Source organism: Pseudomonas sp. 18175 (assembly GCF_050432925.1).
Taxonomy (GTDB): domain Bacteria; phylum Pseudomonadota; class Gammaproteobacteria; order Pseudomonadales; family Pseudomonadaceae; genus Aquipseudomonas.
The window spans coordinates 256,719-270,761 of record NZ_JBKFTO010000003.1 but is presented as its reverse complement, the minus strand read 5'-3'; the positions used below and the strand labels follow the sequence as shown (position 1 = coordinate 270,761).

Below are 14,043 nucleotides of genomic sequence, written 5' to 3'. Positions count from 1 at the left end.
CGGGCGAATCAGTTGAGGTGGATGAGCGGCGCAGCCACGGTGCTGCCGTAGTCATCGATGTAACTGAGGGCCAGTTCATCGCCGGCCTTGGCCTGGATCGGCAATTCCTTGTGTTCGCCGGGGTACAGCACATCCGGTGCCTGGGTGATCGGCTGGCCATTGAGCTTGAGTTCGCTGACCACCACATGCAGCTTGGAGGCGTTGGTGAAGGTCAGTGCGCCAGCGCTGGCTTTCCAGCTCACTTGGGCGACTGCGTCCTTGAGGGAAGCCTTCAGGCCGGCCGGGCGATAGAACAGTTTGATGGTGGTCTTGAGGGCGATCTGCAACACGTTCTTGCCTTTCTGATCGTCGCTCATGGCCGGGATCGCCTTGACGTTCATCAGGAACAGGCTTTCGCGGTCCTGGGGTACCTGGGCGCCGCCGGTGAAGATGATGCGCAGGATGTTTTCCTTGTTGGCATCCAGGCGGAACAGCGGCGGGGTGACGATAAAGCTGTCGACGCTTGCTTCGCTGCCACTTCCAAACCGGCTGACCCAGGACTGCACCAGGTACGGTGAGTCGTCTTCACGATTGCTGATGGTGAGGTTGGCTTCGTTGGCCGCGCCATCGTAGATCAGCCGCGTGGCGCCGACGGTGACGGCGGCGTTCGCTGCGCTGTGCCAGAGCGGCAACAGGGCGAGTAACAAACACAGTTTCAAACGCATGGTGAGGAACCTTTGAAGTCCGTGGGCCGCGAAGGCCCACGGTGGTGACAAGTGCTTACTTGTAGGTGACGTCGAAGCTGGCCAGGGCGTAAACCTGACCCGTACCGATGCCGGAGGTGGTGACCATGTTGTCGCCAGTGCCGGTGGTGGTGTCGGCCAGTGTGCGCACGTAGGCGGCGGTAAAGTCGAAGGTGTTCGACTGGGTGCGCAGGTCGTAGTCGGCCGTCGGCGTGTTCAGTGGCAGCTTCTTGCCGGTGCGGCTGTCGGCGATCTGGATGGCCACGCCGCGCACCTGGTTCTGCCCGGTCTGGCCCAGCAGGGTGGAGTCGATGCCGTCTTGCTGGCCGCTGAAGGTGATCGCCACGTTTTTCTTGGTGGCGATGCTGCAGTTGTCCAGGCTGATGGAGAAGGATTTCTCTTTGGCAATGGCGCCTACGGCTGCACCGAAGTCGGCGATGCGCACCGGGTCCAGGGTCACGGATTTGTTGGCGTCACCGGTCTTGATGGTGCAGGCGTTATCGGTCACGGAGCCGGTGAATTCGATCTGGCCGTCGGCAGCTTGTGCGCAAGTGGCGGTCATGACCCAGCAAGCACCGAAAGCGAGAGTGAGTTTGCTCAGTTTGTTCAGCATTGCAATGCCCTTTAGAGATGGAAGGTTGTGCGCTTACCCCTCTTGAGTAAGCCAATCCATGGTGCATTGCCGCGTTTGTCAGGCCCATGAGACGGATCTTAAAAGCTGGCCAAGTGCTTCCGTCCGACCGGCGAGTCCATATCTGACGTCGGGCGTGATATTCTGCGCGCCGTCTTGGTCTAGTCTCTTTCTGGTACGTACATTCGTATACGTTCCGGTCGGTCGCTGTCGCCCAGGTAGCTGAAGCCAATAATGATAAAAAGTCAGCGCAGAAGGGACATAAAAAGTGAGGTCGACACGTCGGCCTTGTGTGCCCACCCTGCGGCCCTCAAGTGAATGTGCAAACCCCGCGATGTGCTGCCTGGCATAGCGCGATGGCGGCTTGCCCATGAGCTGGGGTGGTAGGGCGGATGGCGTTTTATCATAGGTGCTACTGATGTTTAAGAAAGTAAACACTGCCTTGCTAGGGTTGGCTTTGTCGCTGGGGATCAGCTCCGTTCAGGCGCAAGAGGCAAAGAAAGTCGATGTGCTGCTGATCGGCGGCGGCATCATGAGTGCAACCTTGGGCGTTTGGCTCAATGAGTTGCAACCGGACTGGTCGATGGAGATGGTCGAGCGCCTTGATGGCGTGGCCGAAGAAAGCTCCAACGGCTGGAACAACGCGGGTACCGGTCACTCGGCATTGGCTGAGCTGAACTACACCCCGGAAGACAAGAACGGCAACGTTGAGATCCCGAAAGCGGTCGAGATCAACGAAGCGTTCCAGATCTCCCGTCAGTTCTGGTCCTGGCAGGTTCGCCAGGGCGTGCTGAAGAACCCACGTTCGTTCATCAACTCCACGCCGCACATGAGCTTTGTGTGGGGCGATGACAACATCAAGTTCCTGAAAAAACGCTACGAAGCCCTGCAAGCCAGCCCGCTGTTCGCCGGCATGCAGTACTCCGAAGACCCGGCGCAGATCGCCAAGTGGGTTCCGCTGATGATGGAAGGGCGTGACCCGAACCAGAAAATCGCCGCCACCTGGTCGCCAATCGGCACCGACATGAACTTCGGCGAGATCACCCGCCAGTTCGTCGCGCACCTGCAAACCACACCTAAGTTCGACCTGAAACTGTCGAGCGAAGTGCAGGACATCACCAAGAATGCCGACGGTTCGTGGCGCGTAAGCTACAAAAACCTCAAAGACGGCACCAAGACTGAAACCGACGCCAAGTTCGTGTTCATCGGCGCGGGCGGCGGTGCACTGCACCTGCTGCAAAAGTCTGGCATTCCTGAAGCCAAGGAATACGCTGGCTTCCCGGTAGGTGGTTCGTTCCTGGTCACCGATAACCCGGCGATTGCCGAGCAGCACCTGGCCAAGGCCTATGGTAAGGCTTCGGTCGGCGCACCACCGATGTCGGTTCCTCACCTGGACACCCGCGTGCTGGATGGCAAGCGCGTGATTCTGTTTGGCCCATTCGCGACCTTCTCCACCAAGTTCCTCAAAGAAGGCTCGTACCTGGACCTGCTGACCAGCACCACCACCCACAACATCTGGCCAATGACCAAAGTCGGTATTCGTGAATACCCACTGGTCGAGTACCTTGCTGGCCAACTGATGCTGTCGGATGACGACCGCTACAACGCCCTGAAAGAGTACTTCCCGAACGCCAAGAAAGAAGACTGGCGCCTGTGGCAAGCCGGTCAGCGCGTGCAGATCATCAAGCGTGACGAAGAGCAGGGCGGCGTCCTGAAACTCGGCACCGAAGTGGTCAGCTCCGCCGACAACTCCATTGCAGGCCTGTTGGGTGCATCGCCAGGCGCGTCCACCGCGGCTCCGATCATGCTGACCGTGCTGCAGAAAGTGTTCAAGGACAAGGTGGCGACCCCTGAGTGGCAGGCCAAACTGCACCAGATCGTACCGAGCTACGGCACCAAGCTGAACGACAGCCCGGAAGCGGTAGCCAAGGAATGGGCCTACACCGCCGAAGTCCTGCAACTGACGCCACCGCCTGCGATCCCGCAGATGGCTGCGCCAAAGGCGAGCGAGGCTGCCAAGCCTGCGGCAGAGCCGAGCAAGCCGGCGTCTGACCTGGCGCTGTAAGCCAAGTCGAGATGCAATAAAGCCCGCTGAACCGGTAACGGTCAGCGGGCTTTTTGTTGGTTGTATGTTTGTGGTGAGCGCGGTTTTCAGGTTTTGATGTGGGGGCGTTCAGGGTGGGGCCGTTCAGAACGCCAGCGGTGGTTGGGTTCGCTGAACCTGGCTAGCCGGGCTTTTTGGTGCCCAGCAGGCGAACCTCTCGCAACAGTGCGGCACCGAGCTGATCGGTGCCCAGTTCTCGGTAGCCCACGGCCTTGATTTCGCCGTTTTCTTCCGCCTGGATGATGATCACCGGTGTTTCCTTGCCGCTGGCTTCATCCACATGCAGTGCGTACTGCGGGATGGCCAACGGGATTGGCGTACCTGCTGCCTGACCTTTTACATTGATCAAGAATGCCGCACAGCCCGTATCGACATCCGCACTGGTGGCAGAACGGCCGCTGACAAAGCAGGTTTTAGGCAGGTCGGGCCAGGCGATGGCGTCGGCATTGGCCAGTGTGGAGGCCATGAGCAAAGTTGCGAGAACAAACGTGCGCACGTCGGTCTTTCTCTCGGGCAAGGTTGAACGGGTTTTTACCAAAGCCTGCGTGTGGCCGCAATGCAATGGCTCAGATCAGTCGCTTCATGCCGGCTGCCTTGGCAGCGTTCAGGTCAAAGGTGGCCGTGTACTCGCAGCCTGCCCCATTGGCGCAACGTTCGATGAGGCAGTCGGCAAAATCGGCTTTGCTCCCCGTGAACCGTCGCAGTGCCTGCCAGATGATCTCTGCATGCTCGATGGTCAGTTCGCGGGTGCGCAGCAATGTTTCCAGGACGGTCACGATGTCTGCCTTGGCGGATTGGTAGCAGCTTTGTAGAACCCATACCAACTCCACCACGGATACCAGGCTGACAAAGCCCGGTGAAAACGTTGTGAGCGACTCTATCAGCTCGGATGCCTTGGGCGATTGCACGGGGTCATCCTGGGTGACATAACGCACCAGCACGTTGGTATCCAGGCCGATCATCCCGCGGTCGCTCCTTGCGTTGCGATGGCGCGGTTCATGTCCTCCACAGAAACGGCCTTGGCAGGTTTTTGGATCAGGCCCTTGAGGTCATGCACGGTTTTGCTGGCTGCAATGATGGAAAACTTGCCGTCTTCCATTTCGACAAACTCAACGCGGTCCCCGGTTTCCAGGCCCAGTGCGGTTCTGACCTGGACGGGAATGGTGATTTGCCCTTTTGACGTAAGTGTGGCGGTGGCCATGCTGAAGATCTCCATCGTGATGCTCCTTACCTTAGGGTAAGGAATTATGGAGGACAAGATCCGTTGGTCCATAGGGTGCTCGCTGGCGGGTGAGTGAATTGGAATACGTAAAACCTAGTCCAATTCACATCAACGGCACGCCGCAAAGCACTACAACTTATGACCAAATGATGGCGTTACTGCACCACGCGATAGCACGGCACATAGGCCGCACCACCGGGCAATTTCATGCGGTGCTGGGCAACGAACGCCTGTAGCAACTCATCCAGCGGCTTCATGATGGCCGGGTCGCCGTGGATCTCATATGGCCCGTTCTGTTCGATCAAGCGGATGCCTTTGTCCTTCACGTTGCCCGCCACGATCCCGGAGAACGCACGGCGCAGGTTGGCGGCCAGTTCATGGGGTGGCAGCGCGTGGCTCAATTGCAGGCTGGCCATATTGGCATGCGTCGGGTCGAACGGGCGCTGGAAGCCTTCGTCGATCTTCAGCAGCCAGTTGAAGTGAAAGGCGTCGTTGCGCTCGCGTCGGAACTGCTTCACCGCCTTGAGCCCGGCGGTCATCTGGCGCGCGACTTCGGCCGGGTCGTCGATGATGATCTGGTAGTGCGCCTGCGCGGCTTCGCCCAACGTGGCGCCGACGAACGCATGCAATTGTTGCAGGTAGGGCGCGGCGTGTTTCGGCCCGGTGAGGATGACCGGGAAGGGCAGGTCGCGGTTGTCTGGGTGCATCAGGATGCCCAGCAGGTACAGGAACTCTTCGGCCGTACCGGCGCCGCCAGGGAAGATGATGATGCCGTGGCCGACACGCACGAACGCTTCCAGGCGTTTTTCGATGTCCGGCAGGATCACCAGCTCGTTGACGATCGGGTTTGGCGCCTCGGCCGCGATGATGCCCGGCTCGGTCAGGCCCAGGTAGCGCCCGCCGGTGATGCGTTGTTTGGCGTGGGAAATGGTCGCGCCCTTCATCGGGCCTTTCATCACACCGGGGCCGCAGCCGGTGCACACATCCAAGCTGCGCAAGCCCAGCTCGTGACCGACCTTCTTGGTGTATTTGTACTCTTCGGTATTGATCGAGTGCCCACCCCAGCACACTACGATTTTCGGCTCGACACCCGGGCGCAGCGTGCGGGCGTTGCGCAGCAGGTGGAACACGTAGTCGGTGATGCCCTGGGAGTTGCTCAGGTCGATGCGCTGGCTGTCCAGTTCGTTCTCGGTATAGACGATGTCACGGAGGGCGCTGAACAGCATTTCGCGGGTGCTGGCGATCATTTCGCCGTCAACGAACGCGTCGGCCGGGGCATTCAGCAGTTCGAGGCGCACGCCACGGTCTTGTTGGTGAATGCGCACTTCAAAGTCTTTGTACGCGTCGAGGATGGTCTTGGCGTTGTCGATATGCGCGCCGGTATTGAGGATTGCCAGGGCGCACTGGCGAAACAGGGTGTAAGTGCTGCCGGTGCCGGCTTCGCTCAGTTGCTGCACTTCACGTTGGGACAGAGTTTCGAGGCTGCCCTTGGGGCTGACGGAGGCATTGATGACTTGACGTTGGGGCATTCTGATTCCTTGAAAGCGCAGCCACCGCAGCCCAAGGGCGTCGCGATGGCTTGAGAATGGTGGGCGACGATGACCGTCGCACGAGCCGAATATTTACCCCAGTTTCAAGGCCGGGTGCAAACACCGTCCACCCCCATCATGCCGCAGAACCTACTGAATCAGCTTCCAATTTTTGTAGAAAACCCGACGCAGGGTAAAGACCAACCCGGCAAACCCCGCGATTATCGCATTGAGCACCGACGGCAACGGTGTTGGCCGTACGATGTCGATAAACAAGCAGTAACGCTTGGCATCGTTCTTGTTGAAGGACGCATGCATCAGCGTGTCATCAAAAATAAACAGCGGGTCGTCGTGCCAGTAATGCTTGTGCTTGCCCACTTGGATGTACACGCCCTCGTGATGGGGCGCCGGCGCCATGTTGTAGAGCACGCGGAACATCATGCGCAGCGGGCCGAAGTGAAAGGAGGTCGAGCGGTTTTCGTTGAACACCGACACGCCAATGGTTTTCACGAACGGCAGTTTTTCCCGCAGTACCGGGATGTCGAGGGTGGTTTCGATGGGCCGTCCATACCACTGGAAAAACAACATGCCGCGCTTCTTCTCGGCCATGCGCTCATCCAGGTAACCGATGATTTCATCCTTGTGGGCCATGGCGTCGTTGATCACCTGTTGCAGGTCTTCGCGCCAGGCGGGTGGCAGGTCGCGCATCGCGTATACGTGGCGGTTGCGCGAGCTCAGCAGGTCGAACACGGTGTTGAACGGCGCCAGCAGCCAGGTGTTGCGACCGCTGCCGATAAAATATTTCTTGAGCGTGGGCGTGTCATACAGGCCATTGCGCAGGAAGTCGTAAATGCCGCACACGAGCACCAGGCCAAGAAACACCAGGGTGGTTTCGGGGAACACATCAATAATCAGCAACACGCCAAGTACCCAGGCGACGGATATCGCTTTTTTACGCAAAGCAGGCTTGTTCATGCAACTCAGCTCCAGCAGGACGCCATTCGACAGGTCCGGATCCCTGGCTGCGAGTGGTGGGGGTTTTGAAACATATTGAAACAACTACGCCATGATAAGGCGTCCTGCGCCGTTTGAGCGTTATAAATATTGCGAATTTGTGAAGGCTTTACACCGTTTTCAACCCGGCACGCGTTTTACCGATTGGATTTTGTAAACAGAAGATTTGCGACTATCGTGACGCTTCGGTTTTTCGGACGTCATAGACCGGTACGAATAAAGTTGAATGGCCACCATTGGCCGTCGACCCCTTGGAAGAGGCAGAAATTTTATGATCATCAAACCGCGGGTTCGTGGCTTTATCTGTGTGACCGCTCACCCTGTTGGCTGTGAAGCGAACGTCAAGGAACAGATCGACTACGTGACCCAACACGGCGCCATCGAAGGCGGCCCCAAGAAGGTGCTGGTCCTTGGCGCCTCCACCGGCTACGGCCTGGCCGCGCGCATCAGTGCCGCGTTTGGCTGCGGCGCCGACACCCTGGGCGTGTTTTTTGAGAAAGAAGGCGAAGAGGGCAAACTGAGCTCGGCCGGCTGGTACAACAGCGCCGCGTTCGAGAAATTTGCTGTCGAAAAAGGCCTGTACGCCAAGAGCATCAACGGCGACGCGTTCTCTGACGAGATCAAGCGCCTGACCATCGAAACCATCAAGAAAGACCTGGGCAAGATTGACCTGGTGGTCTACAGCCTGGCCGCGCCACGCCGTACCGATCCGCAAGGCGTGGTGCACAACTCCACCCTCAAGCCGATCGGCAAGGCCGTGACCCTGCGCGGTATCAACACCGACAAAGGCGTTGTGGTTGAAACCACCCTGGAGCCTGCAACCCAGGAAGAAATCGACGGTACCGTCAAAGTGATGGGCGGCGAAGACTGGCAGCTGTGGATCGACGCCCTGCGTGAAGCCGGCGTACTGGCCGAAGGCGCCAAGACCACCGCCTTCACCTACCTCGGTGAGAAGCTGACCCAGGACATCTACTGGAACGGCTCCATCGGCGAAGCCAAGAAAGACCTGGACAAAAAAGTCCTGACCCTGCGCGACAACCTCGCAGCCCTCAAGGGCGACGCCCGTGTGTCGGTGCTCAAGGCTGTGGTCACCCAGGCGAGCTCGGCGATCCCGATCATGCCGCTGTACCTGTCGCTGCTGTTCAAAGTGATGAAAGAGCAGGGCACCCACGAAGGTTGCATCGAGCAGGTCTACGGCCTGTTCAAGGACAGCCTGTACGGCAGCGAGCCTAAACTCGACGCCGACGGCCGCCTGCGCGCCGACCTGGCCGAGCTGGAACCTAAGGTCCAGGACGCCGTGGCGGCACTGTGGGACCAGGTGACCGACGAGAACGTCAACGAGATCAGCGATTTCGCCGGTTACAAGGCTGAGTTCCTGCGCTTGTTCGGCTTTGAGATCGACGGCGTGGATTACGATGCTGATGTGAATCCAACCGTGAAGATCAATGGTTTAGTCCAAGCCTAAACACGGTCAAAAGTGTGGGAGGGGGCTTGCTCGCTCCCACATTGAATGCGTGTTTTTTCAGAATCGTCTTACTCGCAATCGCGCCTTCGCGCCTTCCAGATCTGCCAGACTCCTGCAGCTATCACTCACGCTAACGGAGGATCTGATGACGATTCGTGCAGTAGTTTTTGATTTCGGCGGTGTCCTGTTCGATTGGAACCCGCATCACCTGTACCGCAAGCTGATTGCCGACGACCAAGAGCGGCAATGGTTTCTCGATAACATCTGCACCCAGGCCTGGAATACCGAGCAGGACGCCGGCCGCTCCCTGGCCGAAGGCACTCGCAGCCTGATCGAACACTATCCCCATCATGAACGCCTGATCCGAGCCTACTACGACCGTTGGCACGAGATGCTGCGTGGCCCGTTGCCCGAGGGTGTAGCAATTCTCAAAGCGTTGCACCAGGCGAATATGCCGTTATTCGGGCTCACCAATTGGTCGGCCGAGACTTTTCCTTATGCCTTGGCCAATTACCCATTTCTGCAGTGTTTTCGCGACATCGTGGTATCGGGCGAGCTGAAGCTGATCAAGCCCGATGCGGCGATCTATCGTGCGAGCCTTAGCCAGGTGCGTGCCCACTTGCCGGATATCCAGCCCGCAGAAGTGGTGTTTATCGATGACGTTGTTGGCAACATCGACGCCGCGGTCGCCCTTGGCTGGCAAGGTATCCATCATGTATCGGCCGAGCGCACCGCTGCACGGTTGCGCGAGCTGGGCGTGGGCTTCTAGCGCGCCCACTTCTCCATAACGAAGTCGACGAAGGCGCGCAATTTCGGTAGCCGATAGCGGTCCTGGCCATACAGCAAGTGCATGGGGCGGCTCGGCAGTTGGTAGGCGCTCAACAAGGCCACCAGCTTGCCGTTCTCCAGGTCCGGCTGTACCAGGGCATCGGGCAGCATGACGATGCCCATGCCCTGTACGGCCGCTTGGCGCAGGGCTTGGGAGCTGTTGATGGTCATTGAGCCAGACACCGGGACTTCCACTTCGCCTTCTGCGCCGGTCATGCGCCACAGCTTGTCGGCGTTGCGCCAGTCGTCGGTGGAGGGGTAGGCGAAGGCAAGGCAGTCATGCTGTTGCAGGTCGTCGGGCGTTTGCGGCGTGCCGTGCCTGGCCAGGTAGTCCGGGGAGGCGCACAGGGTAATGGTGTAGTCCTGCATCGGCCGGGCGATCAGGCTGGAAGGCTCCAGCTCGCCAAGGCGAATGGCCACGTCAAAGCCGCTGTCGACCATGTCGACGCGCTGGTTGCTCAGCACGACGTACAGCTTGATCAGCGGGTAGCGTTGGGAAAATTCACTCAAGGCCGGCGCCAGGCGTTCGGTGCCGAACGCCGGTGGTGCGGTGATGCGCAGGGTGCCCCGGGGAACATCACTGTGGGCCTGTTCGGCCAGTTGCTCAGAGTCAGCCACCAGTCCCAGCACTTCCAGGCAGCGCTGATAATATTGTCCGCCAAATTCGGTGAGGCTTTGTTTGCGGGTGGTGCGCTTGAGCAGGCTGACACCCAAGCGTTGTTCCAAGGCTCGCAAGTGATTGCCGACCATGGTGGTCGACAGGCCGCACGCCTGGGCGGCGGCGGTCATGCTGCCGGTCTCCACCACTTTCACGTACACCGACATCGCCTGGAACAGGTCCATTATCAATCCCTGATTTAAAGTCATTGCAGGATTGCGCAGTTTATCCAGTTGGGGTGGCTAACGATACTGCTGCCATCACCCTGATTCACTGGAGCTTGCCACCATGACCGCCGCCTGCCTGATGACCACTTATCAACCCTTGGCCTTGAGTTTTACCCGTGGCCTGGGCACGCGCCTGTGGGATCAGCAGGGGCGCGAATACCTGGATGCGGTGGCGGGCGTAGCGGTGACCAACGTCGGACACTCTCACCCCAGGTTGGTGACGGCCATCAGCGAGCAGGCCGGTTTGCTGTTGCACACCTCCAACCTCTACAGCATCGATTGGCAACAACAGCTGGCGGGGCGGCTGACGCAACTGTCTGGCCTGGACCGCGCGTTTTTCAACAACTCCGGCGCCGAAGCCAACGAGACGGCGCTGAAACTGGCGCGGTTGCACGGCTGGAAAAAGGGCATCGAAGAGCCGTTGGTCGTGGTGATGGAAAACGCCTTTCATGGCCGCACCCTGGGCACCATGGCGGCCAGCGACGGGCCGTCAGTACGTTTGGGGTTCCAGCGGTTACCGGGGGATTTTCTCAAAGTAGCCTTTGGTGATATCGCAGCGATAGAAGCGCTCACCAAGGCGTTTGGTGCGCGTATCGCTGCGGTGCTCTTGGAACCCATACAGGGCGAAAGTGGCGTGCTGCCAGCGCCGCCGGGTTACCTGCGCGCCTTGCGTGATCATTGCACCCGCCACGGCTGGCTGTTGATGCTCGACGAGATCCAGACCGGCATCGGCCGCACCGGCGCCTGGTTTGCCTTCCAGCATGAAGGCATCGTGCCCGACGTGATGACCCTGGCCAAAGGCCTGGGTAACGGTGTACCCATCGGCGCCTGCCTGGCCCGGTCGGCGGTGGCGCAGTTGTTTACACCGGGCAGTCACGGCAGCACCTTTGGCGGCAACCCGTTGGCCTGTCGGGTCGGTTGTACTGTGCTGGATATCATCCAAGAACAAGGTTTGCTGCAGAACGCCGCACAACAAGGTGAACGCCTGCTGGCGCGGTTGCGGGTAGAACTGGCTGAACACCCGCAGGTAGTGGCCATTCGCGGGCAAGGCCTGATGATCGGTATCGAGTTGGCCAGCCCTTATCGCGACCTGGCCCAGCGCGCGGCCCAGGAGCATGGTTTGTTGATCAACGTCACACGGGGCAAGATCATTCGCCTGCTGCCGCCATTGACGCTGGATGGCAAGGAAGTGGAGATGATTGTGCGGGCTATCTCCCGTTTGCTGGCTTGAAATGCGATCAACATGTGGGAGCGGGCTTGCTCGCGAAAGCGGCGGTTCAGATAACACAACTGTGACTGACACACCGTATTCGCGAGCAAGCCCGCTCCCACAGGGATCTCCATTGTTTTCAGAGATCATTTCCATTGAGCCACTCCTGGTTCATCGTCTCCTTGTCCCCCAGGTAATCCAACAACCAAGCCATCGCCGGTGACAGCTTGTCCTGCGCCCACGCCACGCACGAAGGGCTGGCCGGAAACGGTCGGCTCAACTGCAACGCCACCAGTTCACCCTGATCGATCCACGGCAGCACCTGATGCGCAGGCGCCATGCCGATGCACAGGCCATCACGCAGGCAGTCGATGGCCGACGGCCAATTTGGCACCACCAACCGCCGTTGGTTATCCAGGGTCCAGGTGTCGCGCTTGGGCAGGTTGCGTGAGGTGTCGGTCATGCACAGCGAGGCGAACGGGCGCAGTTGATCATCACTGAGCAAACCATTCACAGCGGCCAGTGGATGTGTTGCGCTGACCACGCACAGCCAGTTCAGCAGGCCCATGTCACGGAACGTAAAGCGGCTGGCCACTGGCACCGCGCTGGTTGCACCGATGACAATATCGGTGCGCTCATCCGCCAGGGCGTCCCACACGCCGTTGTACACCTCGTACTCCAGTAGCAATTCCACCTCGGGAAACTGCCGGTAGAAATCCAGTACCAATTGTCGGCAGCGTTGAGGTTTGACGATGGAGTCCACCGCCACCTTCAACTGGCCACTCCAACCATTGGCCACTTGCTGGCAGAGACGTCGAGTGCCGAGCATTTTTTTCATCACGCCCCGGGCTTCCTCTATAAAGAGGCGGCCGGCGGGGGTCAGTTCGACGTCGCGATGGCGCCGCACAAACAATGGCACCGCCAACCACTCTTCAATCTGACGCACCGTATAGCTGATGGCTGACGGTACGCGGTGCAGTTCCTGGGCCGCAGCGCTGAAGCTGCCATGGCGCGCCACCGCATCCACGACATCCAGGGAATATTCGGACCACATGGCAGTTGCCTTCAAAATTATTGATAGAGATGTTCAATTATTATCGCTTCACACAAAAACTGTCAGCTTCATAATGGGCGGCAGTCAGCAAATTGTTTGATGGCAGTATCAACAAGGTTTCGATGAAAAATTCTTTTGGTTTCACCTGGTATCTGGCGGGGCTGAGCATGCTCGGTTATCTCGCCATGGACATGTACTTGCCGGCGTTCGGCGCCATGGGCGAGCAGTTGCAGATTGGCGCGGGTGCGGTGGGTGCCAGCTTGAGTATTTTCCTCGCGGGCTTCGCGGTGGGGCAGTTGTTGTGGGGGCCGTTGTCCGACCGCTTGGGGCGCAAGCCGATCCTGCTGGCGGGCCTGAGCCTGTTCGTACTGGGCTGTGCAGGCATGTTCTGGGTCGAAACCGCGCCGCAATTGCTGGCGCTGCGCTTTATGCAGGCGATTGGCGTGTGTTCTGCCGCTGTGAGCTGGCAGGCGTTGGTGATCGACCGCTACCCGGCGGACAAGGCCCACCGCGTGTTCGCCAGCATCATGCCGTTGATGTCGCTGTCACCGGCCCTGGCGCCGCTGTTGGGGGCGATGGTGCTCAATCACTTTGGCTGGCAGGCGATCTTTGGCGTGTTGCTGGGGGTTTCGCTGCTGTTGTTGCTGCCGACATTGTTCCTGCGTACCGCGCCGAAACGTCAGGTGGCTGAAGGCCAACCTTCGCGCCTGGGCTATGGCCAGTTGCTGACCTCCCGCGTGTTCACCGGCAATGTGATGATCTTTGCCGCGTGCTCGGCCAGTTTCTTCGCTTGGTTGACGGCATCACCCTTCATTCTCGGGGACATGGGCTACAGCCCGAATGACATCGGTCTGAGCTATGTGCTGCCGACGTTGGCCTTTCTGGTGGGCGGCTACAGTTGCCGCAGTGCCCTGCAACATTTCCAGGGTAAGACGTTATTGCCGTGGTTGCTGCTGGCGTATTGCATCAGCATGGTGGCGTTGTACCTGGTTGCGACGATGACCGTGCCCACCTTGACGACCTTGTTGATTCCGTTCTGCTTGATGGCGCTGGTCAACGGTGCCAGTTACCCCATCGTTGTTGCGAATGCGCTGATGCCTTTTGCGGAAAATTCTGGCAAGGCGGCCGCGCTGCAAAACACCCTGCAACTGGGGTTGTGCTTTCTCAGCAGTTTGTTGGTGTCGTCGATGATCGAGCAGCCGTTGCTGATTACCGTGATCGTGATGTTGGCGACAGCGCCGTTGGCGGTGTTGGGCTACTGGTTGGCGCGGCCGAAGACCGACAGTTCGGAGTTGGCAAAGGCCTGATATGGCAATGCGGTCAAAAATGTGGGAGCGGGCTTGCTCGCGAATACGGTGTGTCAGCCAGCATATTCTGTA

General features: G+C 59.2%; 14 protein-coding genes. 5 read left to right on the top strand and 9 right to left on the bottom strand.

The features are described 5' to 3' along the window. Positions 1-8: 8 nt before the first annotated feature. Entirely contained in the window at positions 9-704 is a 696-nt protein-coding gene (locus ACLD1Y_RS06260) for a fimbrial biogenesis chaperone (protein ID WP_429476400.1), read from the bottom strand. 55 nt (positions 705-759) lie between these two features. After that, positions 760-1,335 (bottom strand): fimbrial protein, encoded by a 576-nt coding sequence (locus ACLD1Y_RS06255; RefSeq protein WP_429476398.1) that lies wholly within the window; start codon positions 1,333-1,335, stop codon positions 760-762. Positions 1,336-1,771: 436 nt separating this feature from the next. Between ACLD1Y_RS06255 and mqo the strand changes: the two genes are divergently transcribed. Further along, positions 1,772-3,418: a malate dehydrogenase (quinone) gene (gene mqo, locus ACLD1Y_RS06250; RefSeq protein WP_429476396.1), complete on the top strand. Its 1,647-nt coding sequence runs from the start codon at positions 1,772-1,774 to the stop codon at positions 3,416-3,418. Positions 3,419-3,578: 160 nt separating this feature from the next. Here the strand turns inward: mqo and ACLD1Y_RS06245 are convergent, their stop codons facing one another. The 5 genes from ACLD1Y_RS06245 to ACLD1Y_RS06225 form a co-directional block, all read right to left on the bottom strand. After that, positions 3,579-3,923, bottom strand: a complete 345-nt coding sequence (locus tag ACLD1Y_RS06245) for a hypothetical protein (protein ID WP_429476394.1) — start codon at positions 3,921-3,923, stop codon at positions 3,579-3,581. 100 nt (positions 3,924-4,023) lie between these two features. Continuing rightward, a complete protein-coding gene (locus tag ACLD1Y_RS06240) occupies positions 4,024-4,419 on the bottom strand; it encodes a PIN domain-containing protein (protein ID WP_429476392.1) in 396 nt (131 codons plus the stop codon). Further along, positions 4,416-4,673: an AbrB/MazE/SpoVT family DNA-binding domain-containing protein gene (locus tag ACLD1Y_RS06235; RefSeq protein ID WP_429476390.1), complete on the bottom strand. Its 258-nt coding sequence runs from the start codon at positions 4,671-4,673 to the stop codon at positions 4,416-4,418. Before ACLD1Y_RS06235 ends, ACLD1Y_RS06240 begins: the two co-directional genes overlap by 4 nt. Before the next feature lie 161 nt (positions 4,674-4,834). Beyond that, a complete protein-coding gene (gene ppnN / locus ACLD1Y_RS06230) occupies positions 4,835-6,208 on the bottom strand; it encodes a nucleotide 5'-monophosphate nucleosidase PpnN (protein WP_429476388.1) in 1,374 nt (457 codons plus the stop codon). 150 nt (positions 6,209-6,358) lie between these two features. Beyond that, entirely contained in the window at positions 6,359-7,183 is an 825-nt protein-coding gene (locus ACLD1Y_RS06225; protein WP_429476387.1) for an aspartyl/asparaginyl beta-hydroxylase domain-containing protein, read from the bottom strand. A gap of 310 nt (positions 7,184-7,493) precedes the next feature. Here ACLD1Y_RS06225 and fabV point away from each other — a divergent pair, with 310 nt between their 5' ends. After that, positions 7,494-8,687, top strand: a complete 1,194-nt coding sequence (gene fabV / locus ACLD1Y_RS06220; protein ID WP_429476385.1) for an enoyl-ACP reductase FabV — start codon at positions 7,494-7,496, stop codon at positions 8,685-8,687. Positions 8,688-8,832: 145 nt separating this feature from the next. Further along, complete coding sequence (locus tag ACLD1Y_RS06215) at positions 8,833-9,456, top strand: HAD family hydrolase (RefSeq protein WP_429476383.1); 624 nt, start codon at positions 8,833-8,835, stop codon at positions 9,454-9,456. On the opposite strand, the gene ACLD1Y_RS06210 is transcribed toward ACLD1Y_RS06215, so the two are convergent. Beyond that, positions 9,453-10,358 carry a LysR family transcriptional regulator gene (locus tag ACLD1Y_RS06210; protein WP_429476381.1) on the bottom strand — a complete coding sequence of 302 codons (906 nt, stop codon included), beginning with the start codon at positions 10,356-10,358 and terminating at the stop codon, positions 9,453-9,455. The genes ACLD1Y_RS06215 and ACLD1Y_RS06210 overlap by 4 nt on opposite strands. Before the next feature lie 103 nt (positions 10,359-10,461). Here ACLD1Y_RS06210 and ACLD1Y_RS06205 point away from each other — a divergent pair, with 103 nt between their 5' ends. Next, positions 10,462-11,631, top strand: coding sequence for an aspartate aminotransferase family protein (locus ACLD1Y_RS06205; RefSeq protein WP_429476379.1), 1,170 nt, complete (start codon positions 10,462-10,464; stop codon positions 11,629-11,631). Between the two features lie 118 nt (positions 11,632-11,749). On the opposite strand, the gene punR is transcribed toward ACLD1Y_RS06205, so the two are convergent. Then, on the bottom strand, positions 11,750-12,664 hold the full coding sequence (gene punR, locus ACLD1Y_RS06200; protein WP_429476377.1) for a DNA-binding transcriptional activator PunR: 915 nt from the start codon (positions 12,662-12,664) through the stop codon (positions 11,750-11,752). A 122-nt stretch (positions 12,665-12,786) separates the two neighbouring features. On the opposite strand from punR, the gene punC reads away from it, so the two are divergent. After that, complete coding sequence (gene punC / locus ACLD1Y_RS06195; RefSeq protein ID WP_429476375.1) at positions 12,787-13,971, top strand: purine nucleoside transporter PunC; 1,185 nt, start codon at positions 12,787-12,789, stop codon at positions 13,969-13,971. The last annotated feature ends 72 nt before the right edge of the window (positions 13,972-14,043 follow it).

What these genes read in the sequence shown, in the direction of transcription:
- ACLD1Y_RS06225 (WP_429476387.1), bottom strand. Translation starts at nt 7,183, where the DNA reads ATGAACAAGCCTGCTTTGCGTAAAAAAGCGATATCCGTCGCCTGGGTA.
- ACLD1Y_RS06215 (WP_429476383.1), top strand. Translation starts at nt 8,833, where the DNA reads ATGACGATTCGTGCAGTAGTTTTTGATTTCGGCGGTGTCCTGTTCGAT.
- mqo (WP_429476396.1), top strand. Translation starts at nt 1,772, where the DNA reads ATGTTTAAGAAAGTAAACACTGCCTTGCTAGGGTTGGCTTTGTCGCTG.
- ACLD1Y_RS06260 (WP_429476400.1), bottom strand. Translation starts at nt 704, where the DNA reads ATGCGTTTGAAACTGTGTTTGTTACTCGCCCTGTTGCCGCTCTGGCAC.
- ACLD1Y_RS06210 (WP_429476381.1), bottom strand. Translation starts at nt 10,358, where the DNA reads ATGGACCTGTTCCAGGCGATGTCGGTGTACGTGAAAGTGGTGGAGACC.
- ACLD1Y_RS06205 (WP_429476379.1), top strand. Translation starts at nt 10,462, where the DNA reads ATGACCGCCGCCTGCCTGATGACCACTTATCAACCCTTGGCCTTGAGT.
- ACLD1Y_RS06240 (WP_429476392.1), bottom strand. Translation starts at nt 4,419, where the DNA reads ATGATCGGCCTGGATACCAACGTGCTGGTGCGTTATGTCACCCAGGAT.
- ACLD1Y_RS06235 (WP_429476390.1), bottom strand. Translation starts at nt 4,673, where the DNA reads ATGGAGATCTTCAGCATGGCCACCGCCACACTTACGTCAAAAGGGCAA.
- fabV (WP_429476385.1), top strand. Translation starts at nt 7,494, where the DNA reads ATGATCATCAAACCGCGGGTTCGTGGCTTTATCTGTGTGACCGCTCAC.
- punC (WP_429476375.1), top strand. Translation starts at nt 12,787, where the DNA reads ATGAAAAATTCTTTTGGTTTCACCTGGTATCTGGCGGGGCTGAGCATG.
- ACLD1Y_RS06245 (WP_429476394.1), bottom strand. Translation starts at nt 3,923, where the DNA reads ATGGCCTCCACACTGGCCAATGCCGACGCCATCGCCTGGCCCGACCTG.
- ppnN (WP_429476388.1), bottom strand. Translation starts at nt 6,208, where the DNA reads ATGCCCCAACGTCAAGTCATCAATGCCTCCGTCAGCCCCAAGGGCAGC.
- ACLD1Y_RS06255 (WP_429476398.1), bottom strand. Translation starts at nt 1,335, where the DNA reads ATGCTGAACAAACTGAGCAAACTCACTCTCGCTTTCGGTGCTTGCTGG.
- punR (WP_429476377.1), bottom strand. Translation starts at nt 12,664, where the DNA reads ATGTGGTCCGAATATTCCCTGGATGTCGTGGATGCGGTGGCGCGCCAT.